Genomic DNA, 17,119 nt, shown 5'->3' on the forward strand with positions numbered 1-17,119 from the left:
CATGACCGACGACGAACGCGCCCTCGCGTACCGCGACGCCTACGACGCGCAGCTCCGGGAGCGCGGCGTGCAGCGCGAGGCGGCGGAGCGCTCCGGCCCCGTGGTCCGGCAGGTGCTGGAGGGGCACGGCGGGCTCATCACCTACCGCGACCTCGGCGGCCTGCGGGGCACGGAGCTCGACACGTTCATCGCCGCGCAGCGCGACCACTTCGCGGCGCTCGGCGTGGCCGTGGAGTGGAAGTACCACGGCCACGACCTGCCCGCCGACCTCCCCGAGCGCCTGACGGCGGCCGGATTCGCCGCCGACGAGCGGGAGACGGTGCTGGTGGGCGAGGCGGCCGAGCTGGCCGCGGAGGCGGCCCCGCCGCAGGGCGTGACGCTGCGCGAGGTCACCGCCCGCCGGGACCTGGAGCGCATCCAGGCCATGGAGGAGGCCGTCTGGGGCCACGACCACAGCTGGCTGCCGGACGCCCTGGAACGGGAGTTGAACGGCGAGGGCGACCCCTCGGTGGTGGTCGTCGCCGAGGCGGGGGACGAGGTCGTCTCGGCCGCCTGGATGCGGCTGCACACCGGCACGGAGTTCGCGTCGCTGTGGGGCGGCTCCACGCTCGCCGCCTGGCGCGGCCGGGGCATCTACCGCGCCCTCGTCGCCCACCGGGCCCGGCTCGCCGTGGCGCGGGGGGTGCGCTACCTCCAGGTCGACGCGTCCGACGACAGCCGGCCGATCCTGGCCCGGCTGGGGCTGCTGCCGGTCACCACCACGACCCCGTACGTCTGGAAGCCGCCGGCCGACCGCGGCTGACCCGCCCCGGAACCACCGGATCCGGTCGGGGACGGCTCGCACGTTCTTGAGCCGTCCCCGATCGGACGCTGGCAACCTCCCCAGACACACTGGCCGCGCTCCCGCCCGGCCCTGCCCGGAGGAGGTCCCATGGCGGCTCCCACCACGACGGCCACTGCGGGAGAGGAGTCCGCCGCGCCGCTCGGCGGCACTTTCCTGGGCCGTCCCCGCTGGTTCACCACCCTGTTCGGCCTGGACATGTGGGAGCGCTTCAGCTTCTACGGCATGGCCGCGATCCTCTTCCTCTACGCCTCCGCCACCGAGGCCGAAGGCGGCCTCGGCCTGTCCGAGGACACCGCCACCGCGCTGTTCGGCGTGTACCTGGCGACGGTCTTCCTCGCCTCGGTCCCCGGCGGCTGGCTCGGCGACCGCATCCTCGGCGCCCGCCGGGCCACCCTGTACGGCGGCGTCCTCATCGCGGCCGGACACTGCTCGATGGCGCTGCCCGCCGTGCCGACCGTCTACGTCGGCATGGGCCTCATCGCGGCCGGGACCGGGCTGCTCAAGCCGAACCTCGCCACCGTGCTCGCCGCCTGCTACGCCCGCGACTCCCGGGCCGAACGGGACGCCGGGTTCGCGATCTTCTACATGAGCATCCAGGTCAGCGCGGTCGCCGCGCCCATCGTGTGCGGCGCGCTCGGCGAGTCCGTCGACTGGCACCTGGGCTTCGGCGCCGCGGCCCTCGGCATGTTCCTCGGGCTGGCGCAGTTCCTGCGCGGCACCAAGTACTTCGGGGAGATCGGACAGCGGCCGGAGCGGCCCGCGAGCGCGGAGACGTGGCGCCGGGTCAAGCGCCGCACCGCCGCCGTCCTGACGGTGCTGACCATCGTCTACGGCGCGGACGCCGCCGCCGGCACGTTCCAGCTGCGCCACGCGCTCGCGCTCGGCGGGCTGCTGTCAATCGTCCTGCCGGTGGTCTGCTTCCGCCGGCTGCTGCGCAACCCGGTGGTGACCGCACGCGAGCGGGAGCGGATCCGCTCCTACATCTGGCTCTTCCTGTCGGCCGCCTTCTTCTGGATGCTCTACATCCAGGGCAGCACCGTGCTCAGCCTGTTCGCGAAGGTCAACACCGACCGGACCATCGGCGGCGTCACCGTCCCGGCCAGCTGGTTCCAGGCGCTGGTACCGCTGTTCATCCTCGCCGCCGCCCCGGTCTCCGCCTGGCTGTGGGTCCGGCTGGGCGACCGGCTGGGCGCGCCCGCCAAGTTCGGCATCGGACTCGGGCTGATGGGCCTGAGCCTGCTGCTGATGGCGGTGGCGACGGTGGTCGGCTCCGACGGCCACCTGGTGTCGCCGCTCTGGCTGATCGTGGCGTTCGCGCTGCAGGCGTGCGGCGAGGTGGCGCTCGCCCCCGTGGGCATGAGCGTCACCACCGAGGTGGCGCCCAGGACGTTCGTCAGCCAGATGATCGGCCTGTTCTGGCTGGCGGCGGCGCTGGGCGCGGGCGTCGGCGGGCACGCCGTGCAGCTGTCCAAGACCAGTACGCCGGGGGCGGGTTACTACCTGGCGCTGGGCATCCCGGCGCTGCTCGCCGGCGCCGCGCTCATCCTCGGCAGCCGCCGGCTGCGCGCCCGCCTGGGCGTCTGACCCCCGGCCGGGGCCGCCTCACCCGTCGGCCCCGGCCACCACCGGCTCCTGCCCCTGCTCACGGGTCGGCACCGGCACCTGGTTGAAGGCGTAGTAGACGGCGAGCACGCCGTGCACGGCCAGCGTCAGCGGGGCCGAGACGAACGCCAGGCCGACGGTGACCGGGTAGACCACGGATCCGACGGCGAAGCGCCGCCGGGTCGCCCGGGCGGCGGCGACGTCGACCCGGCTGTCGAAGAGATGACCGGTCTTCGTCAGGTGCCACCACAGGGCCTGGTAGGCCACCGCGTGGGCGACCATGAAGAGGCTGTAGACGGCGGCGGCCACATGCGAGGCGTCACCCTCCCGCAGGTACTCGGCCATCAGCCCGGCGGGCCACGGCAGCGCGGCCACGCACATCAGCAGCAGCAGGTTGAGGAAGAGCAGCGTGCGGTCGACGCGCGCGATGTACCGGAAGATCGTGTGGTGGTTGATCCACATGATGCCGATGACCAGGAACGTGACCGCGTACGCGGCGTACGACGGCCACATCTCGCCCAGCGCCGACCACAGGTGGTCGCCCGCGTGCGGCGGGACCTTGATCTCCAGTACGAGCAGGGTGATCGCGATGGCGAACACCCCGTCGCTGAACGCCTCGACCCGACCCGACTCATTCATGCCCGTCCCCCTCCGAGTGCCGTGATCGGCACATCCTGACACGCGGAGGGGCGGCCCGGATCGCGGGCTGCCCCTCCGTTCGCGCAGAGCGTCAGTGGACGGGCAACACCGAGGTGGTGGGGGCCAGTTGCTCGTCGGTGGCGGCGAGGTCGCAGGGGTCGGTCGCGTTGTCCCGGTCGCCGGCTCCGGGCCCCCGGCCCAGGTGGTTGAAGGCGAGGTTCAGGACGACCGCGACCAGGCATCCGGTGCTGATGCCGGAGTCGAGGATGATCTTCATGTGGTCGTTGAAGTGCGCGTAGAAGGTGTGCGAGACGACCGGGATGACGCCGACGCCGACCGAGGTGGCGACGATGAGCAGGTTGTTGCCGTCGTTGAGGTCGGCCTCGGTGAGGGTCTTGATGCCGCTGGCCGCGACCGAGCCGAAGAGCACGATGCCGGCGCCGCCCAGCACCGGCTGCGGCACGAGGGCGATCACGGAGGCCAGCGCCGGGCACAGGCCGAGCAGGATGAGGATGCCGCCGGCCGCGGCGACGACGAAGCGGCTGCGGACCTTGGTGATGGCGACCAGGCCGATGTTCTGCGCGAAGGCGCTGGCCATGAAGCCGTTGAAGACCGGGCTGAGGGCCGAGCCGAGGGCGTCGGCGCGGATCCCGGCGGCCAGCATCTTCTCGTCCGCGGGCTTGTCCACGATCTTGCCGAGCGCCAGGATGTCGGCGGTCGACTCCGTCATGCAGACCAGCATGACGACGCACATCGAGATGATGGCCGCGATCTGGAACTCGGGCGCCCCGAAGTGGAACGGGTCGGGGAAGCCGACCAGGCCCGCGTCCTTGATGGGGCTGAAGTCCGACTTGCCCATCGGGATGGCGATCAGGGTGCCGAGCACCAGGCCGATGAGGATGACGATCTGCTGCAGGAAGCCGGTGAGGATCCTGCGCAGGACCAGGACGATGGCGAGCGTCGCGGCGGCGAGCGCGATGTTGGAGACCGACGCGTAGTCCGGGGCGGTCGCCACCCCGCCCTGCGACCAGTTGACGGCGACCGGCAGCAGGGATATCCCGATCAGGGTGATCACCGAGCCGGTGACGACGGGCGGGAAGAAGCGGACGAGCTTGCAGAAGTAGGGGGCGAGGACGAACCCCAGCACGCCCGCGACGATCACCGCGCCGTAGATGACGGGCAGCGCGTGCCCCGGCTCCGCCGACTTGCCGATGGCGAGCATCGGGGCGACCCCGGCGAACGAGACGCCGTTGACGAACGGCAGCCGGGCGCCGATCTTCCAGATGCCGAGGGTCTGCAGCAGGGTGGCGAGGCCCGCGGTGAAGAGGCTGGCTCCCATGAGGAAGGTGATGTCGGCGGTGGACAGGCCGATCCCCGCACCGACGACAAGGGGCGGCGCCACCACCCCCGCGTACATCGCGGCCACGTGCTGCAAGCCACTGGTGATGAGCTTGCCCGGGGGCAAGGTCTGGTCCACGGGATGTACCGAATCCGGTGCCACGGATTGAGCGACCACGGTTCCTCCTGTCGGTTACGCGAAGCGCACTGCGGGTTTCAGGGAGGTGCATGTACGGGTCTTGCCATCAAGCGGAGGGGTGTGAACAGCGGTTCTTCGTTATGTGGGGGTACACAAAACGCCGCCCCCGGGGATCCGGGACCGACCGTGGTCCACGGGCCGGGGGCGGCGCTGCCGGGTCCGCGCGAACGCGGGACCGGCGGCCGGTCAGGGGCCGTCCCTCCCTGACCGGTTGCTCTGGGGGCGGGGTCTAGACGAGGCCCGCGATCTTGGCCAGGCGCTGGGCCTGGACGCGGGTGAGGCGCGCGATGGCGTCCTCGTCGACCGTGGTGAGGTGGTTGTTCTCCACCACCGGCCTGCCGTTGATGAGCGACAGGGTGACCGGGGCGGCCGCTCCCATCACCAGCGCGGCGACCGGGTCGGCGATGGAGGAGTGGCCGATGCCGTCCAGCTTCCACAGCACGAGGTCGGCGAGCTTGCCGGCTTCGAGGGAGCCGATCTGGTCGGCGCGGCCGAGCACCTGGGCGCCGCCGTAGGTGCCCAGGCGCAGCGCCTGGCGGGCGTTGAGCGCCTTCTCGCCGCCGCCGAGGCGGTTGATCAGGAGCGCGTTGCGCAGTTCGGTGTGCAGCTCACCCGACTCGTTGGAGGCGGTGCCGTCCACGCCGAGGCCGACCGGGACGCCCGAGGCGAGCATGTCCGGGACGCGGGCGATACCGGCCGCGAGGCGGGCGTTGGAGGACGGGCAGTGCGCGACGCCGGTCCTGGTCCGGGCGAACGCGGCGATGTCGGAGTCGTTCATGTGGACGCAGTGCGCCATCCACACGTCGTCGCCGAGCCAGCCGGTGGACTCGAAGTAGTCGGTGGGGCCCATGCCGAAGAGTTCGTGGCAGAACTTCTCCTCCTCGACGGTCTCCGAGCCGTGGGTGTGCAGCCGGACGCCCTTGCGGCGGGCGAGCAGCGCGCCCTCGCGCATCAGGTCGGTGGAGACGGAGAAGGGGGAGCACGGGGCGACGGCGATGTGCAGCATCGAGTCGAACGAGGAGTCGTGGTGGGTGTCGATGGCCTCCTCGGTCGCGGCCAGCGCGCCTTCGAGGGTCTCGACGGCGAAATCCGGCGGCAGGCCGCCGTCGGACTTGCCGCGGTCCATGGAGCCGCGGGCGGCGGTGAAGCGGACGCCCATCTCCCTGGCGGCGCGGATCTCGGCGCCCAGCAGGTCTCCCGAGCCCTGGGGGAAGACGTAGTGGTGGTCCATTGCGGTGGTCACGCCGCCGCGGGCCATCATCGCCAGGGAGCCCTGGGCGGCCGCGTAGACCATCTCCTCGTCGATGCGCGACCAGGTCGGGTACAGCTCGACGAGCCAGTTGAAGAGGTTGCTGTCCTGCGCGAGGCCCCGGGTGAGCCACTGGTAGAAGTGGTGGTGGGTGTTGACCAGGCCCGGGGTGACCAGATGGCCGGTGCCGTCGACGCGGCGGACGACGCCGGTCAGGCCCTGGGGAGCAGCGCCGGCGCCTACCGACTCGATGCGGTTGCCCGCGATGACGACATGGCCCGAGGCGTACTCGGTGTCGTTCGCGTCCACGGTGGCGATAGCGCAGTTCTCGATGACGATGCGCGGTGCTGCCATGGCAGTTCCTCGTGCTTCCTTCTCGATGGACGGGCCCGGGGGTCGAGCGGGGTGACGACCGGGCCCGCGGTACTTCCTTGCGCAGATGCCCCCGCTCTCCCCCTGGTACCCGCACGGGGTGCGGGGACCGTGACGCCGGCGCGCGCGTCGGGGGACGAGGCAGACGTACTACAGGTTGGTGAGGTCCACGGGGATGCGGGCCTCGACACCGTCACGGAGCACGGTGCCCTCGATCAGCCCGTAGGGCCGGTCGGCGGCGAAGTACACCTCGTTGTCGTTCTTCAGGCCGAACGGTTCGAGGTCGACCAGGAAGTGGTGGCTGTTCGGGAGCGAGAAGCGGATCTCGTCGATCTCCGAGCGGCTGTTGATGATGCGCGCGCCCATCTGGTACAGCGTCTGCTGCAGCGAGAGGCTGTAGGTCTCGGCGAACGCCTGGAGCATGTGCTTGCGCGCCTGCTCGTAGGACTTCTCCCAGTTGGGCATGCGCTCGTCGTCGCTGGTCCAGTTGTAGCGCCACTTCGCCGACACCTCGGTGCACAGGATGCGGTCGTACGCTTCCTTGAGGGTCGTGTACTTGTCCTTCACGAACCCCCAGAACTCCGAGTTGGTGGAGTTCATGACCTTGAGGTCCTTCAGGCCGGAGATGACCTCCCACGTCTCACCGTCGTAGGTGATCTGGGTGGTGCGCAGCTCCTGGTTGGTGCGGGCGAAGGAGTGGTTGACCTCGTCGGCGCCGATGAAGCGGGAGTTGCCGTCGCTGGTCGCGATGCGCTCCCAGCCGTACTCCTCGATCCGGATCCGGGCGATCTTGATCGGCTCCTGGCTGGTCACGAAGTGCCGGGCCAGGTGGATGCCGAACTGCTCGGCCGACTCGATGCCGTGTTCCTTCGCGAAGGCGTACACGGTGTTCTTGGTGGTGTCGGTCGGCAGCACGTTGGCGTTGCTGCCGGAGTAGTGGACCTCCTCCATGTCGCCGGACAGGGCGATGGAGACGTTGAGGTCCTTGATGTGGTGGGTGTCGCCGTCCCGCGTGATCTTGACGACGCGGTTTTCCGCCTTGCCGTACTGGTTCTGGCCGAGAATCGTGGGCATGTCGGTGCTAGCTCCCTCGGTATACGGAGTAGCCGAACGGGTTGAGCAGCAGCGGTACGTGGTAGTGCTCACCCGGCTTGACGGCGAACGTGATCGCCACCTCCGGGAAGAACGCGCCGCTGTCCCTTGCGCGGGGGGCGTCCTGCTGTTCCTCGGCTGAGATGGTTGGTGCCGTGAAGTACTGCTCGACGGCGAAGTCGAGCCGTACGTGTGTGGTGCCTTCCGGCAGGGCCGGCAGGTCCTTGCAGCGGCCGTCGGCGTCGGTCTTCGACACGCCGTGCGGCGCCCAGAGGGCGTCGATGCCGGTGCGGACCGACAGCTCCACGGGGACGCCCTCGGCGGGGCGGCCGACGCTGGTGTCCAGGATGTGGGTGGACACGGAGGTCTCCGTCATGCCGGGTCTCCTTGTTCTGCGAGGCGGGTCAGCCGGATGCGGTTGATCTTTCCCAGTTCGGCGCGGACGATCTCGCGTTCGGTGTCCGTGTCGTTGCCGATCCGCTCCTTGAGGGCGGCCAGCATCTGGTCGCCGGTGCGTCCGGTGGCGCAGATCAGGAAGACGTGCCTGTGGGCGTCCTGGTAGGCGAGGTTGAGCTCCAGGAGCTCCTCGCGCACCGCTTCCTGGACGCCGGCCTGCTCGCGCTCGGAGGTCGGGTCGCCCGGCTTGGGGCGGCCGATCGGCGGGTGGCCGGCCATCGCCTCGCCGAGGTCGTCGGCGGTCAGTCCTGCCATGGCCGCGTCGCTCGCCGCGAAGAGCGCGTCGAGGTCCCGGTACGGCCGGCCGGCGATCACCGCCGCGCCCCACGACCGGCTGGCGCACACCTCGTGCAGCAGTCCGGCCGCGTCGGACGCGGTGGCTGAGTTGAGCCGGGCGAGGCCCGGCGAAGCGCTGGAAGTCACAGCCGCAAGCTAAGAGCCGGGATCCGCCCGCGTCAACACTTTGTTGAAAACTTCCCGTAACAAAGGAGGACGGGAGGTTACGAACGAGGCCGCCCGGCGATCACTCGGCGGCCTTCGCCGCGTTCTCCCTGTTCAGGTAGTTGTAGACGGTGAAGCGGCTCACGCCCAGGGCGGAGGCGACCGTCTCCACCCCGTGCCGCACGGAGAACGCGCCGCGCTCCTCCAGGATCCGCACGACGCCCTGCTTGTCCTTGCGGTTCAGCTCGGACAGCGCGCCGTGCCGGCGCTGGAGGTCGGCCAGGATGTGATCGAGCGAATCGGCCAGATGGGGCAGCCGGACGGCGAGCACCGCCTCCCCCTCCCAGCTGAGCACCACGTCGTCGCCACGCGCCTGGTCCGGCGCGATGATCTCGGCTCCCATGGCGTCCACCAGCGGCTTGACCGCCTCGGCGAACGGGTGCCCCCCGGTTCCGGTCACTTATCGCCCTCCCCGATGACACTCACCTGCAGCGAGACCCGAGTGGCGCCCGCGTCGACGGTGCGCCGCAGCAGCTCCGCCACCGCGGCCACCACCGCCTCGGGGGAGCCCTCGGCGGTGTTGCCGAACGGTCCGACGTCCACCGCGTCCAGGTCCGCCGCGCCGACGACCTCCCGGGCGACCAGCGCGTGGCCGGGAGCCTCGTCCAGATCGAACGGTTCCGTCGTGAATTCCAGCCTCAGTTTCACGGGCCCAACCTAACCGGTCGGCCTCGGGTGGCGACATCCGCACTTGACAGCCGGCGCCCGGTTCGTTCAGTCTTCCGTTAAGCAGAAACTAACTTCCGCAATACGGAAGGAGCGCAACGCTAGTGAGCCTCTCCGAAGCGCGCTTCGATGTGAACCTCTCGATCCTCTTCACGGAACTCCCGCTTCTGGAGCGCCCCGCGGCAGCCGCCGCGGCCGGCTTCACAGCGGTCGAGCTGTGGTGGCCCTGGATCGAGACCCCCACCCCCGCCCAGTCCGAGCTCGACGCACTGCGCGACGCGCTGAACGACGCCGGCACCCAGCTGGTGGGCCTGAACTTCTACGCCGGGCAGCTGCCGGGCCCCGACCGGGGCGCGCTGTCGATCCCCGGCGAGGAGTCGGACCGCTTCCGCGCGAACATCGACGTCGCCGCGGAGTTCGCCCGGTCGCTCGGGTGCACGGCGCTCAACGCGCTCTACGGCAACCGGGTGGAGGGCGTGGCCCCCGAGGTCCAGGATGCCCTGGCCCTGGAGAACCTGGTGCTCGCCGCCCGCGCCGCCGACCGCGTCGGCGCGATCCTCCTGGTGGAGGCGCTGAACCAGCCCGAGTCGCCGCTGTGCCCGATCGTCAGCGCACCGCGGGCGATCGAGGTCGTCGACCAGGTCAACGCCGCCACCGGCCTGGGCAACGCCAAGTTCCTGATGGACCTGTACCACCTGTCGATGAACGGCGAGGACCTGAACGAGGTCATCGACCGCTACGCCGACAGGACCGGCCACGTGCAGATCGCCGACAACCCGGGCCGCGGCGCGCCGGGCACCGGCACCCTGCCGCTGGACGACCTCGTGGACCGCCTGCACAAGGCCGGCTACGACGGCTACGTCGGCCTGGAGTACAAGCCCACCGGCCCGAGCGCCGACAACTTCCAGTGGCTCTCCGCCCGCTGATCCGAAAGGTCACTCATGAGCACTCTTCCGAAGATCGCGTGGATCGGCCTCGGCATCATGGGCTCCCCCATGGCCGAGAACCTGGTCAAGGCGGGCTACTCCGTCACCGGGTACACCCTTGAGCAGGCCAAGCTGGACCGCCTGGCGGCCAACGGCGGCACCGCCGCGGGCTCCATCGCCGAGGCCGTCGAGGACGCCGACGTCATCATCACGATGGTGCCCGCCTCCCCGCAGGTCGAGGCCATCGCCTACGGCGAGGACGGCATCCTGGAGAACGCCCGGTCCGGCGCGCTCCTGATCGACACCTCCTCGATCACCCCGCAGACCTCCGTGGACCTGGCGAAGGCCGCGGCCGACAAGGGCATCCGCGTGCTGGACGCCCCGGTCTCCGGCGGCGAGGCCGGTGCCATCGAGGCCGTGCTGTCGATCATGGTCGGCGGCGACAAGGCCGACTTCGACACCGCCAAGCCGATCCTCGACAAGCTCGGCAAGACGATCGTCCTGTGCGGCCCGCACGGCTCCGGCCAGACGGTCAAGGCCGCCAACCAGCTCATCGTCGCGGTCAACATCCAGGCCTGCGCCGAGGCCGTGGTCTTCCTGGAGAAGTCCGGTGTGGACCTGGAAGCCGCCCTGGAGGTCCTGAACGGTGGTCTGGCCGGTTCCACCGTGCTGACGCGCAAGAAGGACAACTTCCTCAAGCGCGACTTCGCCCCGGGCTTCCGGATCGACCTGCACCACAAGGACATGGGCATCGTCACCGACGCCGCCCGCAACGTCGGCGCGGCCCTGCCCGTCGGCTCCGTCGTCGCCAACCTGGTCGCCTCGCTGCGCGCCCAGGGTGACGGCGGCCTGGACCACTCGGCGCTGCTGCGCGGTGTCGAGCGGCTGTCCGGCCTGCCCGTCAACGACTGACGTGCCCGCCGCCGGCCCCGGCCGGCCCGCGAGGCCCCGCCTCGCCCCCCGATTCCGCCCGGCGGTGCGTGACCTGTCCTGTCGCGCCCAAACGCACCGCCGGGCGGCACCAAGCGCCGCACCACACCGCGCACCAGGTGCCGCACCACCTGCCGCACCTCGCGCCACCAGGACATTCAACAATCTGTTGACATCTCTCGGGGCCGGTACCTACTGTCCGGTCTACCGACCCACACGCTTTCGCTTCCCTTGGTAGTTACGGAAGGCCGCCATGCCCAAGCACACGCTGACAACCGAGTCCGGCGCCCCAGTCGCCGACAACCAGAACTCCGCCTCGGCCGGCGCCGGCGGCCCTCTGCTGATCCAGGACCAGCAGCTCATCGAGAAGCTGGCCCGCTTCAACCGTGAGCGCATCCCGGAGCGCGTCGTGCACGCCCGCGGCTCCGGCGCCTACGGCTACTTCGAGGTCACCGACGACGTCACCGGCTTCACCCGCGCCGACTTCCTGAGCGCGGTCGGCAAGCGCACCGAGACGTTCATCCGCTTCTCGACCGTCGCGGACAGCCTCGGCGGCGCCGACGCCGTGCGCGACCCGCGCGGCTTCGCGCTGAAGTTCTACACCGAAGAGGGCAACTACGACCTCGTCGGCAACAACACCCCGGTGTTCTTCATCAAGGACCCGATCAAATTCCCGGACTTCATCCACTCGCAGAAGCGCGACCCGTTCACGGGCATCCAGGAAGCCGACAACGTCTGGGACTTCTGGTCGCACTCCCCCGAGGCGACCCACCAGATCACCTGGCTCTTCGGCGACCGCGGCATCCCGGCCTCGTACCGCCACATGAACGGCTTCGGCTCGCACACGTACCAGTGGACGAACGCGCAGGGCGAGGCGTTCTTCGTCAAGTACCACTTCAAGACCAACCAGGGCGTGCGCTCGCTCTCCTCCGAGCAGGCCGCCGAGCAGGTCGGCGCCGACGCCAACAGCCACCAGCGCGACCTCGTGCAGGCCATCGAGCGCGGGGTGAACCCGTCCTGGACGCTGCACGTGCAGATCATGCCCGCGGCCGAGGCGGCGGACTACCGCTTCAACCCGTTCGACGTCACCAAGGTGTGGCCGCACGCGGACTACCCGCTGCAGCGCGTGGGCCGGCTCGTGCTGGACCGGAACCCGGACAACGTGTTCCAGGAGGTCGAGCAGGCCGCGTTCTCCCCGAACAACTTCGTGCCCGGCATCGGCCCGTCCCCGGACAAGATGCTGCAGGGCCGGCTCTTCGCCTACGCCGACGCGCAGCGCTACCGCCTGGGCGTCAACCACACACTGCTGCCCGTCAACGCGCCGAAGGCGACCGAGGCCGTCAACTACGGCCGCGACGGCCTGGCGGCCACCCGCAACGGCAAGCGCGGTCTGAAGAACTACGAGCCCAACTCGTACGACGGCCCGGCCCAGACCGACCTGGCGCTGTCCGCCCCGCAGGCGGTGTCCGGCTGGACCGGCACCCACGAGGCGCCGCTGCACGTCAAGGACGACCACTTCTTCCAGGCCGGCGAGCTCTACCGGCTCATGTCGGAGGACGAGAAGTCCCGTCTGGTCGCCAACATCGCCGGGTTCCTCTCGCAGGTCACCCGCGACGACGTGATCGACCGCAACCTGTCCCACTTCCACGCCGCGGACACCGAGTACGGTGCGCGCGTGGAAGCGGCGGTCCGCGCGATCCGCGAGGGCTGACCCACAGACCGGCCCGCACCACCGTGAACTTCTGAGGGGTAGGTCACGGTGGCGCGGGCTGCAGGTTCCGCCCGGCGGCGCGACGACTGTCCTGTCGCGCCAACCGCGTCGCCGGGCGGCTCCAATCTCCTGCAAGATGGGGTAACGACCATCGCCGGAGCCCGCCTTGGAGAACGAACCATGGCAGAGAGTGTGCCCGTGCGCTGCCCGGCCTGCCGCCGCGAGCACGCGTTCAGCACCACCACCTACCCCTGCGCCTGCGGCACGCCGCTGACGCTCCCCCTGCTGCGCGGCGGAGTCCCGGTCGAGATACGGCACCGTTCGTGGGACGACTCGTGGGTGAGCATGCGCTGCCCCGACTGCGGTCGGCAGGACCAGTGGCCGCAGCCCGAGTTCGGCTGCGACTGCGGCTCGGTGATCCGCATGCCGGTCGACACCGCGGCGCTCGCCCTCCCCGCTCCGGCCCCGGCCGCACCGCGCCCACTGCCCCCGGCCGCCGGACCCCCGCCGCCCGCGCGGCGTCCGCCGTTCCGCCCGGTCACCATCCGCACCGCCCGTGACGCGCTGACCGCCGCCGCCCAGTACCTGAAGTGGCTCGGCTTCGCCGGCGTCCGGCTCGCCGGTGACCAGGCCGCCAACGGCATCGACCTGCGCGGCGACGACCTGGTGGCCCAGATCGACCCCACCACCGAGCCCACCGCGCTGCGCGACATCGAGTGCCTGTGGCTCAACTGCCTCAACGAGGACGCCGTCGGCGCCTTCTTCTCCCTGGCCGGCTACGCCCACGACGCGCGGCTGCGCGCCGACCAGCTGGGCGTCCCGCTCTTCGTGATGGACCTGACCGGCACCCCCCAACCGGTGAACGACGCGGCCGACACCCTGATGCGAACGGGCCCCGCCATCACCTGACCAGCTGTGAAACGAGTTTCGACGAGAGCGGGTTGCCGGTCGGCAGCCCGCTTTTTCGTGTCCGGAGCCGGTAGCGCCTTGACGGGCCGGAGGGCTCGATCTAGATTACTTCCATATAGCAGAACTAGACTTCCGCATTACGGAATCTAGTACGACGGAACCCGGGCGCCCTGGCCTCGCAGCAAGAGCCCACCCCGACAGTCCGACCCAGGAGTACCGATGCCTCGTATGACTGCCGCCCGTGCGGCCGTGGAGATCCTCAAGCTCGAGGGCGTCACCGACGCGTTCGGTGTGCCGGGCGCCGCGATCAACCCCTTCTACGCCGCGCTCAAGGCCGGCGGGGGCATCGACCACACGCTCGCCCGCCACGTCGAGGGCGCTTCCCACATGGCCGAGGGGTACACCCGCGCCAACCCGGGCAACATCGGCGTCTGCATCGGTACGTCGGGTCCCGCCGGCACCGACATGATCACCGGGCTCTACTCGGCGATCGCCGACTCGATCCCGATCCTGTGCATCACCGGCCAGGCCCCGGTCGCGGTGCTGCACAAGGAGGACTTCCAGGCCGTCGACATCGCCTCGATCGCCAAGCCCGTCACGAAGGCCGCTACCACCGTCCTGGAGGCCGCGCAGGTCCCGGGCGTCTTCCAGCAGGCGTTCCACCTGATGCGCTCGGGACGGCCGGGCCCGGTCCTCATCGACCTGCCGATCGATGTCCAGCTGACCGAGATCGAGTTCGACCCCGAGACGTACCAGTCGCTGCCGGTCTACAAGCCGGTCGCCTCCCGCGCCCAGATCGAGAAGGCGATCTCGCTGCTGCTCGCGTCCGAGCGCCCGCTGATCGTCGCCGGCGGCGGCATCATCAACGCCGACGCCTCCGAGCTGCTGGTCGAGTTCGCCGAGGTGACCGGCACGCCGGTCGTCCCCACCCTGATGGGCTGGGGCATCATCGCCGACGACCACCCGCTCAACGCCGGCATGGTCGGCCTGCAGACCTCGCACCGCTACGGCAACGCGACGATGCTGGAGTCGGACTTCGTCCTGGGCATCGGCAACCGCTGGGCCAACCGCCACACCGGCAAGCTGGACGTCTACACCAAGGGCCGCACGTTCGTGCACGTCGACATCGAGCCGACCCAGATCGGCAAGATCTTCGCGCCGGAGTACGGGATCGCGTCGGACGCCCGGGCCGCCCTGGAGCTCTTCGTCGAGGTGGCGAAGGAGCTGAAGGCCGCGGGCAAGCTGCCCGACCGCGCCGAGTGGGCCGCGTCCACCCAGCACCGCAAGGCGACCCTGCAGCGCCGTACGCACTTCGACAACGTGCCGATCAAGCCGCAGCGCGTCTACGAGGAGATGAACCGCGCCTTCGGCCCGGAGACCCGGTACGTCACCACCATCGGCCTGTCCCAGATCGCCGGCGCGCAGATGCTGCACGTCTACAAGCCGCGGCACTGGATCAACTGCGGCCAGGCCGGCCCGCTCGGCTGGACCATCCCGGCCGCGCTGGGTGTCGCCAAGGCCGACCCCGAGGGCAGCGTCGTCGCGCTCTCCGGCGACTACGACTTCCAGTTCATGCTGGAGGAGCTGGCGGTCGGCGCGCAGCACAAGATCCCGTACGTCCACGTCCTGGTCAACAACGCGTACCTGGGCCTGATCCGCCAGGCGCAGCGCAACCTCGACATCAACTTCCAGGTCAACCTGGAGTTCGAGAACATCAACTCCCCGGAGCTGGGCGTCTACGGCGTCGACCACGTCAAGGTCGTCGAGGGCCTGGGCTGCAAGGCGATCCGGGTCACCGAGCCGGACCAGCTGCTGCCCGCCTTCGAGCAGGCCAAGAAGCTGGCCGCCGAGTACCGCGTCCCGGTGGTCGTCGAGGCGATCCTGGAGCGCATCACCAACATCTCGATGAGCGGCAGCGACATCGCCAGCGTCAACGAGTGGGAGGACATCGCCACCGAGCCGGGCCACGCCCCGACCGCGGTCCTGCCGCTCGTCTGACCCCGCCGCACCAGCGGGACCCGCACCTCCCGACCGCGCCCCCCGGCCGACCTGACCGCCGGGGGGCGCGGCCGTGCCCGGACCTAACCCCGCAACGAGTCCAGGTAGTCGTCGACCGCCCGCACGTCGCCCGCCGGGGCGGTGAGGGCTATGTGCCCGTCCGGGCGGACCAGCACCAGGGCGTCGCCGGTGACGCCGTACTCGCGGGCCGCGTGGCCCGCGAAGTCGTCCAGGCCGCCGGGGCCCGGCCCGATCAGATAGCTCCACACCGAGTCGCCGTGCCGCTCCGTGCTCTCCCGGAGGGCCGCCGCGCTGCCGGGGCCGAAGCCGAGCAGCGTGAAGTGCGTGCCGGCGAAGATCTCGAAGAGCCGCACGGCGGCGCCGTCGGCATCCCGCAGCGGTGCGTCGGGCGCACGGTCGCCGGCGCGCACCGGGGCGTCGTCGGCGCGGTCGTCGCGCTCGACGGCCAGTGGGCTCCAGCGGTAGCCCAGCCCCAGGCCGAGGATGTCGGACGTGACCACGCCCTCCGTCCCGCTGCCCGCGGTCCTGATCGACTGCGAGACCGCGCGCCACAGCTCGCCGCTGGTGTCGATCGTCCAGGCGGCGATCGGCAGCCGCTCCTCCTCGTAGGTGTCGAGCAGCCGGTCGCCCGCCCGGCCCGCGGCCACCAGCGCGAGCTTCCAGCCGAGGTTGTGCGCGTCCTGGATGCCGGTGTTCATCCCGAGGCCGCCCGCGATGGAGTGCACATGGGCGGCGTCCCCGGCGAGCAGCACCCGGCCCACGCGGAAGCGGTCGGCCATGCGCTCGTTGACGCGGTAGGTGGAGATCCAGGCGGGGCTGGTGAGCTTGACGCCGGGCATCCGCGCATGGCGGTCGAACAATCGCTGGAAGCTCTCCAGCGACGCTTCCACCGGCTGTCCCTCCGCGTCCCGCTCGGGGGCCGCCTGCAGTTGGAACGCCGACGTGCCGGGCAGCGGGCAGAGCATGAGGCCGCCGTCCGCGTCGATCCACTGGTGCCAGAAGTCCCGGCTCAGGCCCTCGGCGTCCACATCCCCGATGACCATCAGCTGCTCCGACAGCGTCCGGCCCTCGAAGGTGACCGGCAGCTCCTTGCGGACACCGCTGCGGCCCCCGTCGCACGCCACCAGGTAGGACGTCTCGATCCGCTCCCCCGCCACGGTGGTGGCGGTCACCCCGTCCTCCGCCTGCTCGAACCCCGCCACCTCAGTGCCGAACTCCACCCGCACGCCCCATTCGGCGAGCCGGTCCCGCAGCACCCGCTCGACGCTCCCCTGCGCGACGAGCAGCCCGCGGACGTACGGCGTCCCGGGCCCCGGGGTGAACGCCCCGAAGGGGTCGGTGTCGGCGACCACCGCACCATCCCGGTACTTGCGGAAGACCAGGTCGTCCCGGCCGATCGACCGCATGCGGTCGAGGATCCCCAGGCCCTCGAACACCTCCAGGCTGCGCGCGTTGAGCCCCTTGCCCCGCGAACCGGTCTGCGGCTGCGGCGTCCGCTCCACGATCCGCACGGCGGTGCCGCGCCGCGCCAGTTCACACGCCAGCGTCAGCCCGGTCGGCCCCGCCCCCACGATCAGCACGCTGCTCATCGGCTGCCCCTCCTCGACCCCCGCCGACGCCCGTCCGACGCCGACACAGGAATAGAACCATGACCGAGTTTCATATG

16 protein-coding genes are annotated in these 17,119 nt (G+C 70.8%); 7 read left to right on the top strand and 9 right to left on the bottom strand.

What is annotated here, in order from left to right; genetic code table 11:
* Nucleotide 1: 1 nt before the first annotated feature.
* Both ABZ721_RS19150 and ABZ721_RS19155 read left to right on the top strand, forming a co-directional pair.
* Nucleotides 2-802, top strand: coding sequence for a GNAT family N-acetyltransferase (locus tag ABZ721_RS19150; protein WP_358789799.1), 801 nt, complete (start codon nucleotides 2-4; stop codon nucleotides 800-802).
* Between the two features lie 129 nt (nucleotides 803-931).
* Nucleotides 932-2,428 carry an oligopeptide:H+ symporter gene (locus tag ABZ721_RS19155; RefSeq protein WP_358789800.1) on the top strand — a complete coding sequence of 499 codons (1,497 nt, stop codon included), beginning with the start codon at nucleotides 932-934 and terminating at the stop codon, nucleotides 2,426-2,428.
* Nucleotides 2,429-2,446: 18 nt separating this feature from the next.
* Here ABZ721_RS19155 and ABZ721_RS19160 read toward each other — a convergent pair whose 3' ends face one another.
* The 8 genes from ABZ721_RS19160 to ABZ721_RS19195 all read right to left on the bottom strand — a co-directional run bounded on the left by ABZ721_RS19160 (nucleotide 2,447) and on the right by ABZ721_RS19195 (nucleotide 8,940).
* Complete coding sequence (locus ABZ721_RS19160) at nucleotides 2,447-3,085, bottom strand: TMEM175 family protein (RefSeq protein WP_358789801.1); 639 nt, start codon at nucleotides 3,083-3,085, stop codon at nucleotides 2,447-2,449.
* 91 nt (nucleotides 3,086-3,176) lie between these two features.
* Entirely contained in the window at nucleotides 3,177-4,601 is a 1,425-nt protein-coding gene (locus ABZ721_RS19165; RefSeq protein ID WP_358789802.1) for a nucleobase:cation symporter-2 family protein, read from the bottom strand.
* A gap of 250 nt (nucleotides 4,602-4,851) precedes the next feature.
* On the bottom strand, nucleotides 4,852-6,225 hold the full coding sequence (locus ABZ721_RS19170) for an 8-oxoguanine deaminase (RefSeq protein ID WP_358789803.1): 1,374 nt from the start codon (nucleotides 6,223-6,225) through the stop codon (nucleotides 4,852-4,854).
* Between the two features lie 168 nt (nucleotides 6,226-6,393).
* On the bottom strand, nucleotides 6,394-7,317 hold the full coding sequence (gene pucL, locus ABZ721_RS19175) for a factor-independent urate hydroxylase (protein ID WP_358789804.1): 924 nt from the start codon (nucleotides 7,315-7,317) through the stop codon (nucleotides 6,394-6,396).
* 7 nt (nucleotides 7,318-7,324) lie between these two features.
* Nucleotides 7,325-7,711 carry a hydroxyisourate hydrolase gene (gene uraH, locus ABZ721_RS19180; protein ID WP_358789805.1) on the bottom strand — a complete coding sequence of 129 codons (387 nt, stop codon included), beginning with the start codon at nucleotides 7,709-7,711 and terminating at the stop codon, nucleotides 7,325-7,327.
* The gene (uraD, locus tag ABZ721_RS19185) at nucleotides 7,708-8,214 is read right to left on the bottom strand and encodes a 2-oxo-4-hydroxy-4-carboxy-5-ureidoimidazoline decarboxylase (protein WP_358789806.1); all 507 of its coding nucleotides are present in this window, start codon (nucleotides 8,212-8,214) and stop codon (nucleotides 7,708-7,710) included. Before uraD ends, uraH begins: the two co-directional genes overlap by 4 nt.
* A 100-nt stretch (nucleotides 8,215-8,314) precedes the next feature.
* Nucleotides 8,315-8,635, bottom strand: coding sequence for a helix-turn-helix domain-containing protein (locus tag ABZ721_RS19190; RefSeq protein ID WP_358789900.1), 321 nt, complete (start codon nucleotides 8,633-8,635; stop codon nucleotides 8,315-8,317).
* Between the two features lie 53 nt (nucleotides 8,636-8,688).
* Entirely contained in the window at nucleotides 8,689-8,940 is a 252-nt protein-coding gene (locus ABZ721_RS19195; protein ID WP_358789807.1) for a hypothetical protein, read from the bottom strand.
* Nucleotides 8,941-9,062: 122 nt separating this feature from the next.
* Between ABZ721_RS19195 and ABZ721_RS19200 the strand changes: the two genes are divergently transcribed.
* The 5 genes from ABZ721_RS19200 (at nucleotide 9,063) to gcl (ending at nucleotide 15,432) form a co-directional block, all read left to right on the top strand.
* On the top strand, nucleotides 9,063-9,884 hold the full coding sequence (locus ABZ721_RS19200) for a TIM barrel protein (protein WP_358789808.1): 822 nt from the start codon (nucleotides 9,063-9,065) through the stop codon (nucleotides 9,882-9,884).
* Nucleotides 9,885-9,899: 15 nt separating this feature from the next.
* Nucleotides 9,900-10,796 (top strand): 2-hydroxy-3-oxopropionate reductase, encoded by an 897-nt coding sequence (locus ABZ721_RS19205; RefSeq protein WP_358789809.1) that lies wholly within the window; start codon nucleotides 9,900-9,902, stop codon nucleotides 10,794-10,796.
* Between the two features lie 271 nt (nucleotides 10,797-11,067).
* Nucleotides 11,068-12,525 (top strand): catalase, encoded by a 1,458-nt coding sequence (locus ABZ721_RS19210; protein WP_358789810.1) that lies wholly within the window; start codon nucleotides 11,068-11,070, stop codon nucleotides 12,523-12,525.
* A gap of 180 nt (nucleotides 12,526-12,705) precedes the next feature.
* Nucleotides 12,706-13,434 (top strand): hypothetical protein, encoded by a 729-nt coding sequence (locus tag ABZ721_RS19215; protein WP_358789811.1) that lies wholly within the window; start codon nucleotides 12,706-12,708, stop codon nucleotides 13,432-13,434.
* A 219-nt stretch (nucleotides 13,435-13,653) separates the two neighbouring features.
* Nucleotides 13,654-15,432 carry a glyoxylate carboligase gene (gene gcl / locus ABZ721_RS19220; protein WP_358789812.1) on the top strand — a complete coding sequence of 593 codons (1,779 nt, stop codon included), beginning with the start codon at nucleotides 13,654-13,656 and terminating at the stop codon, nucleotides 15,430-15,432.
* An 83-nt stretch (nucleotides 15,433-15,515) separates the two neighbouring features.
* Here the strand turns inward: gcl and ABZ721_RS19225 are convergent, their stop codons facing one another.
* Nucleotides 15,516-17,042: an FAD-dependent monooxygenase gene (locus ABZ721_RS19225; protein ID WP_358789813.1), complete on the bottom strand. Its 1,527-nt coding sequence runs from the start codon at nucleotides 17,040-17,042 to the stop codon at nucleotides 15,516-15,518.
* Between the last annotated feature and the right edge of the window lie 77 nt (nucleotides 17,043-17,119).

Origin of the sequence: Streptomyces sp. NPDC006733 (genome assembly GCF_040636125.1) — a bacterium.
GTDB lineage: Bacteria > Actinomycetota > Actinomycetes > Streptomycetales > Streptomycetaceae > Actinacidiphila.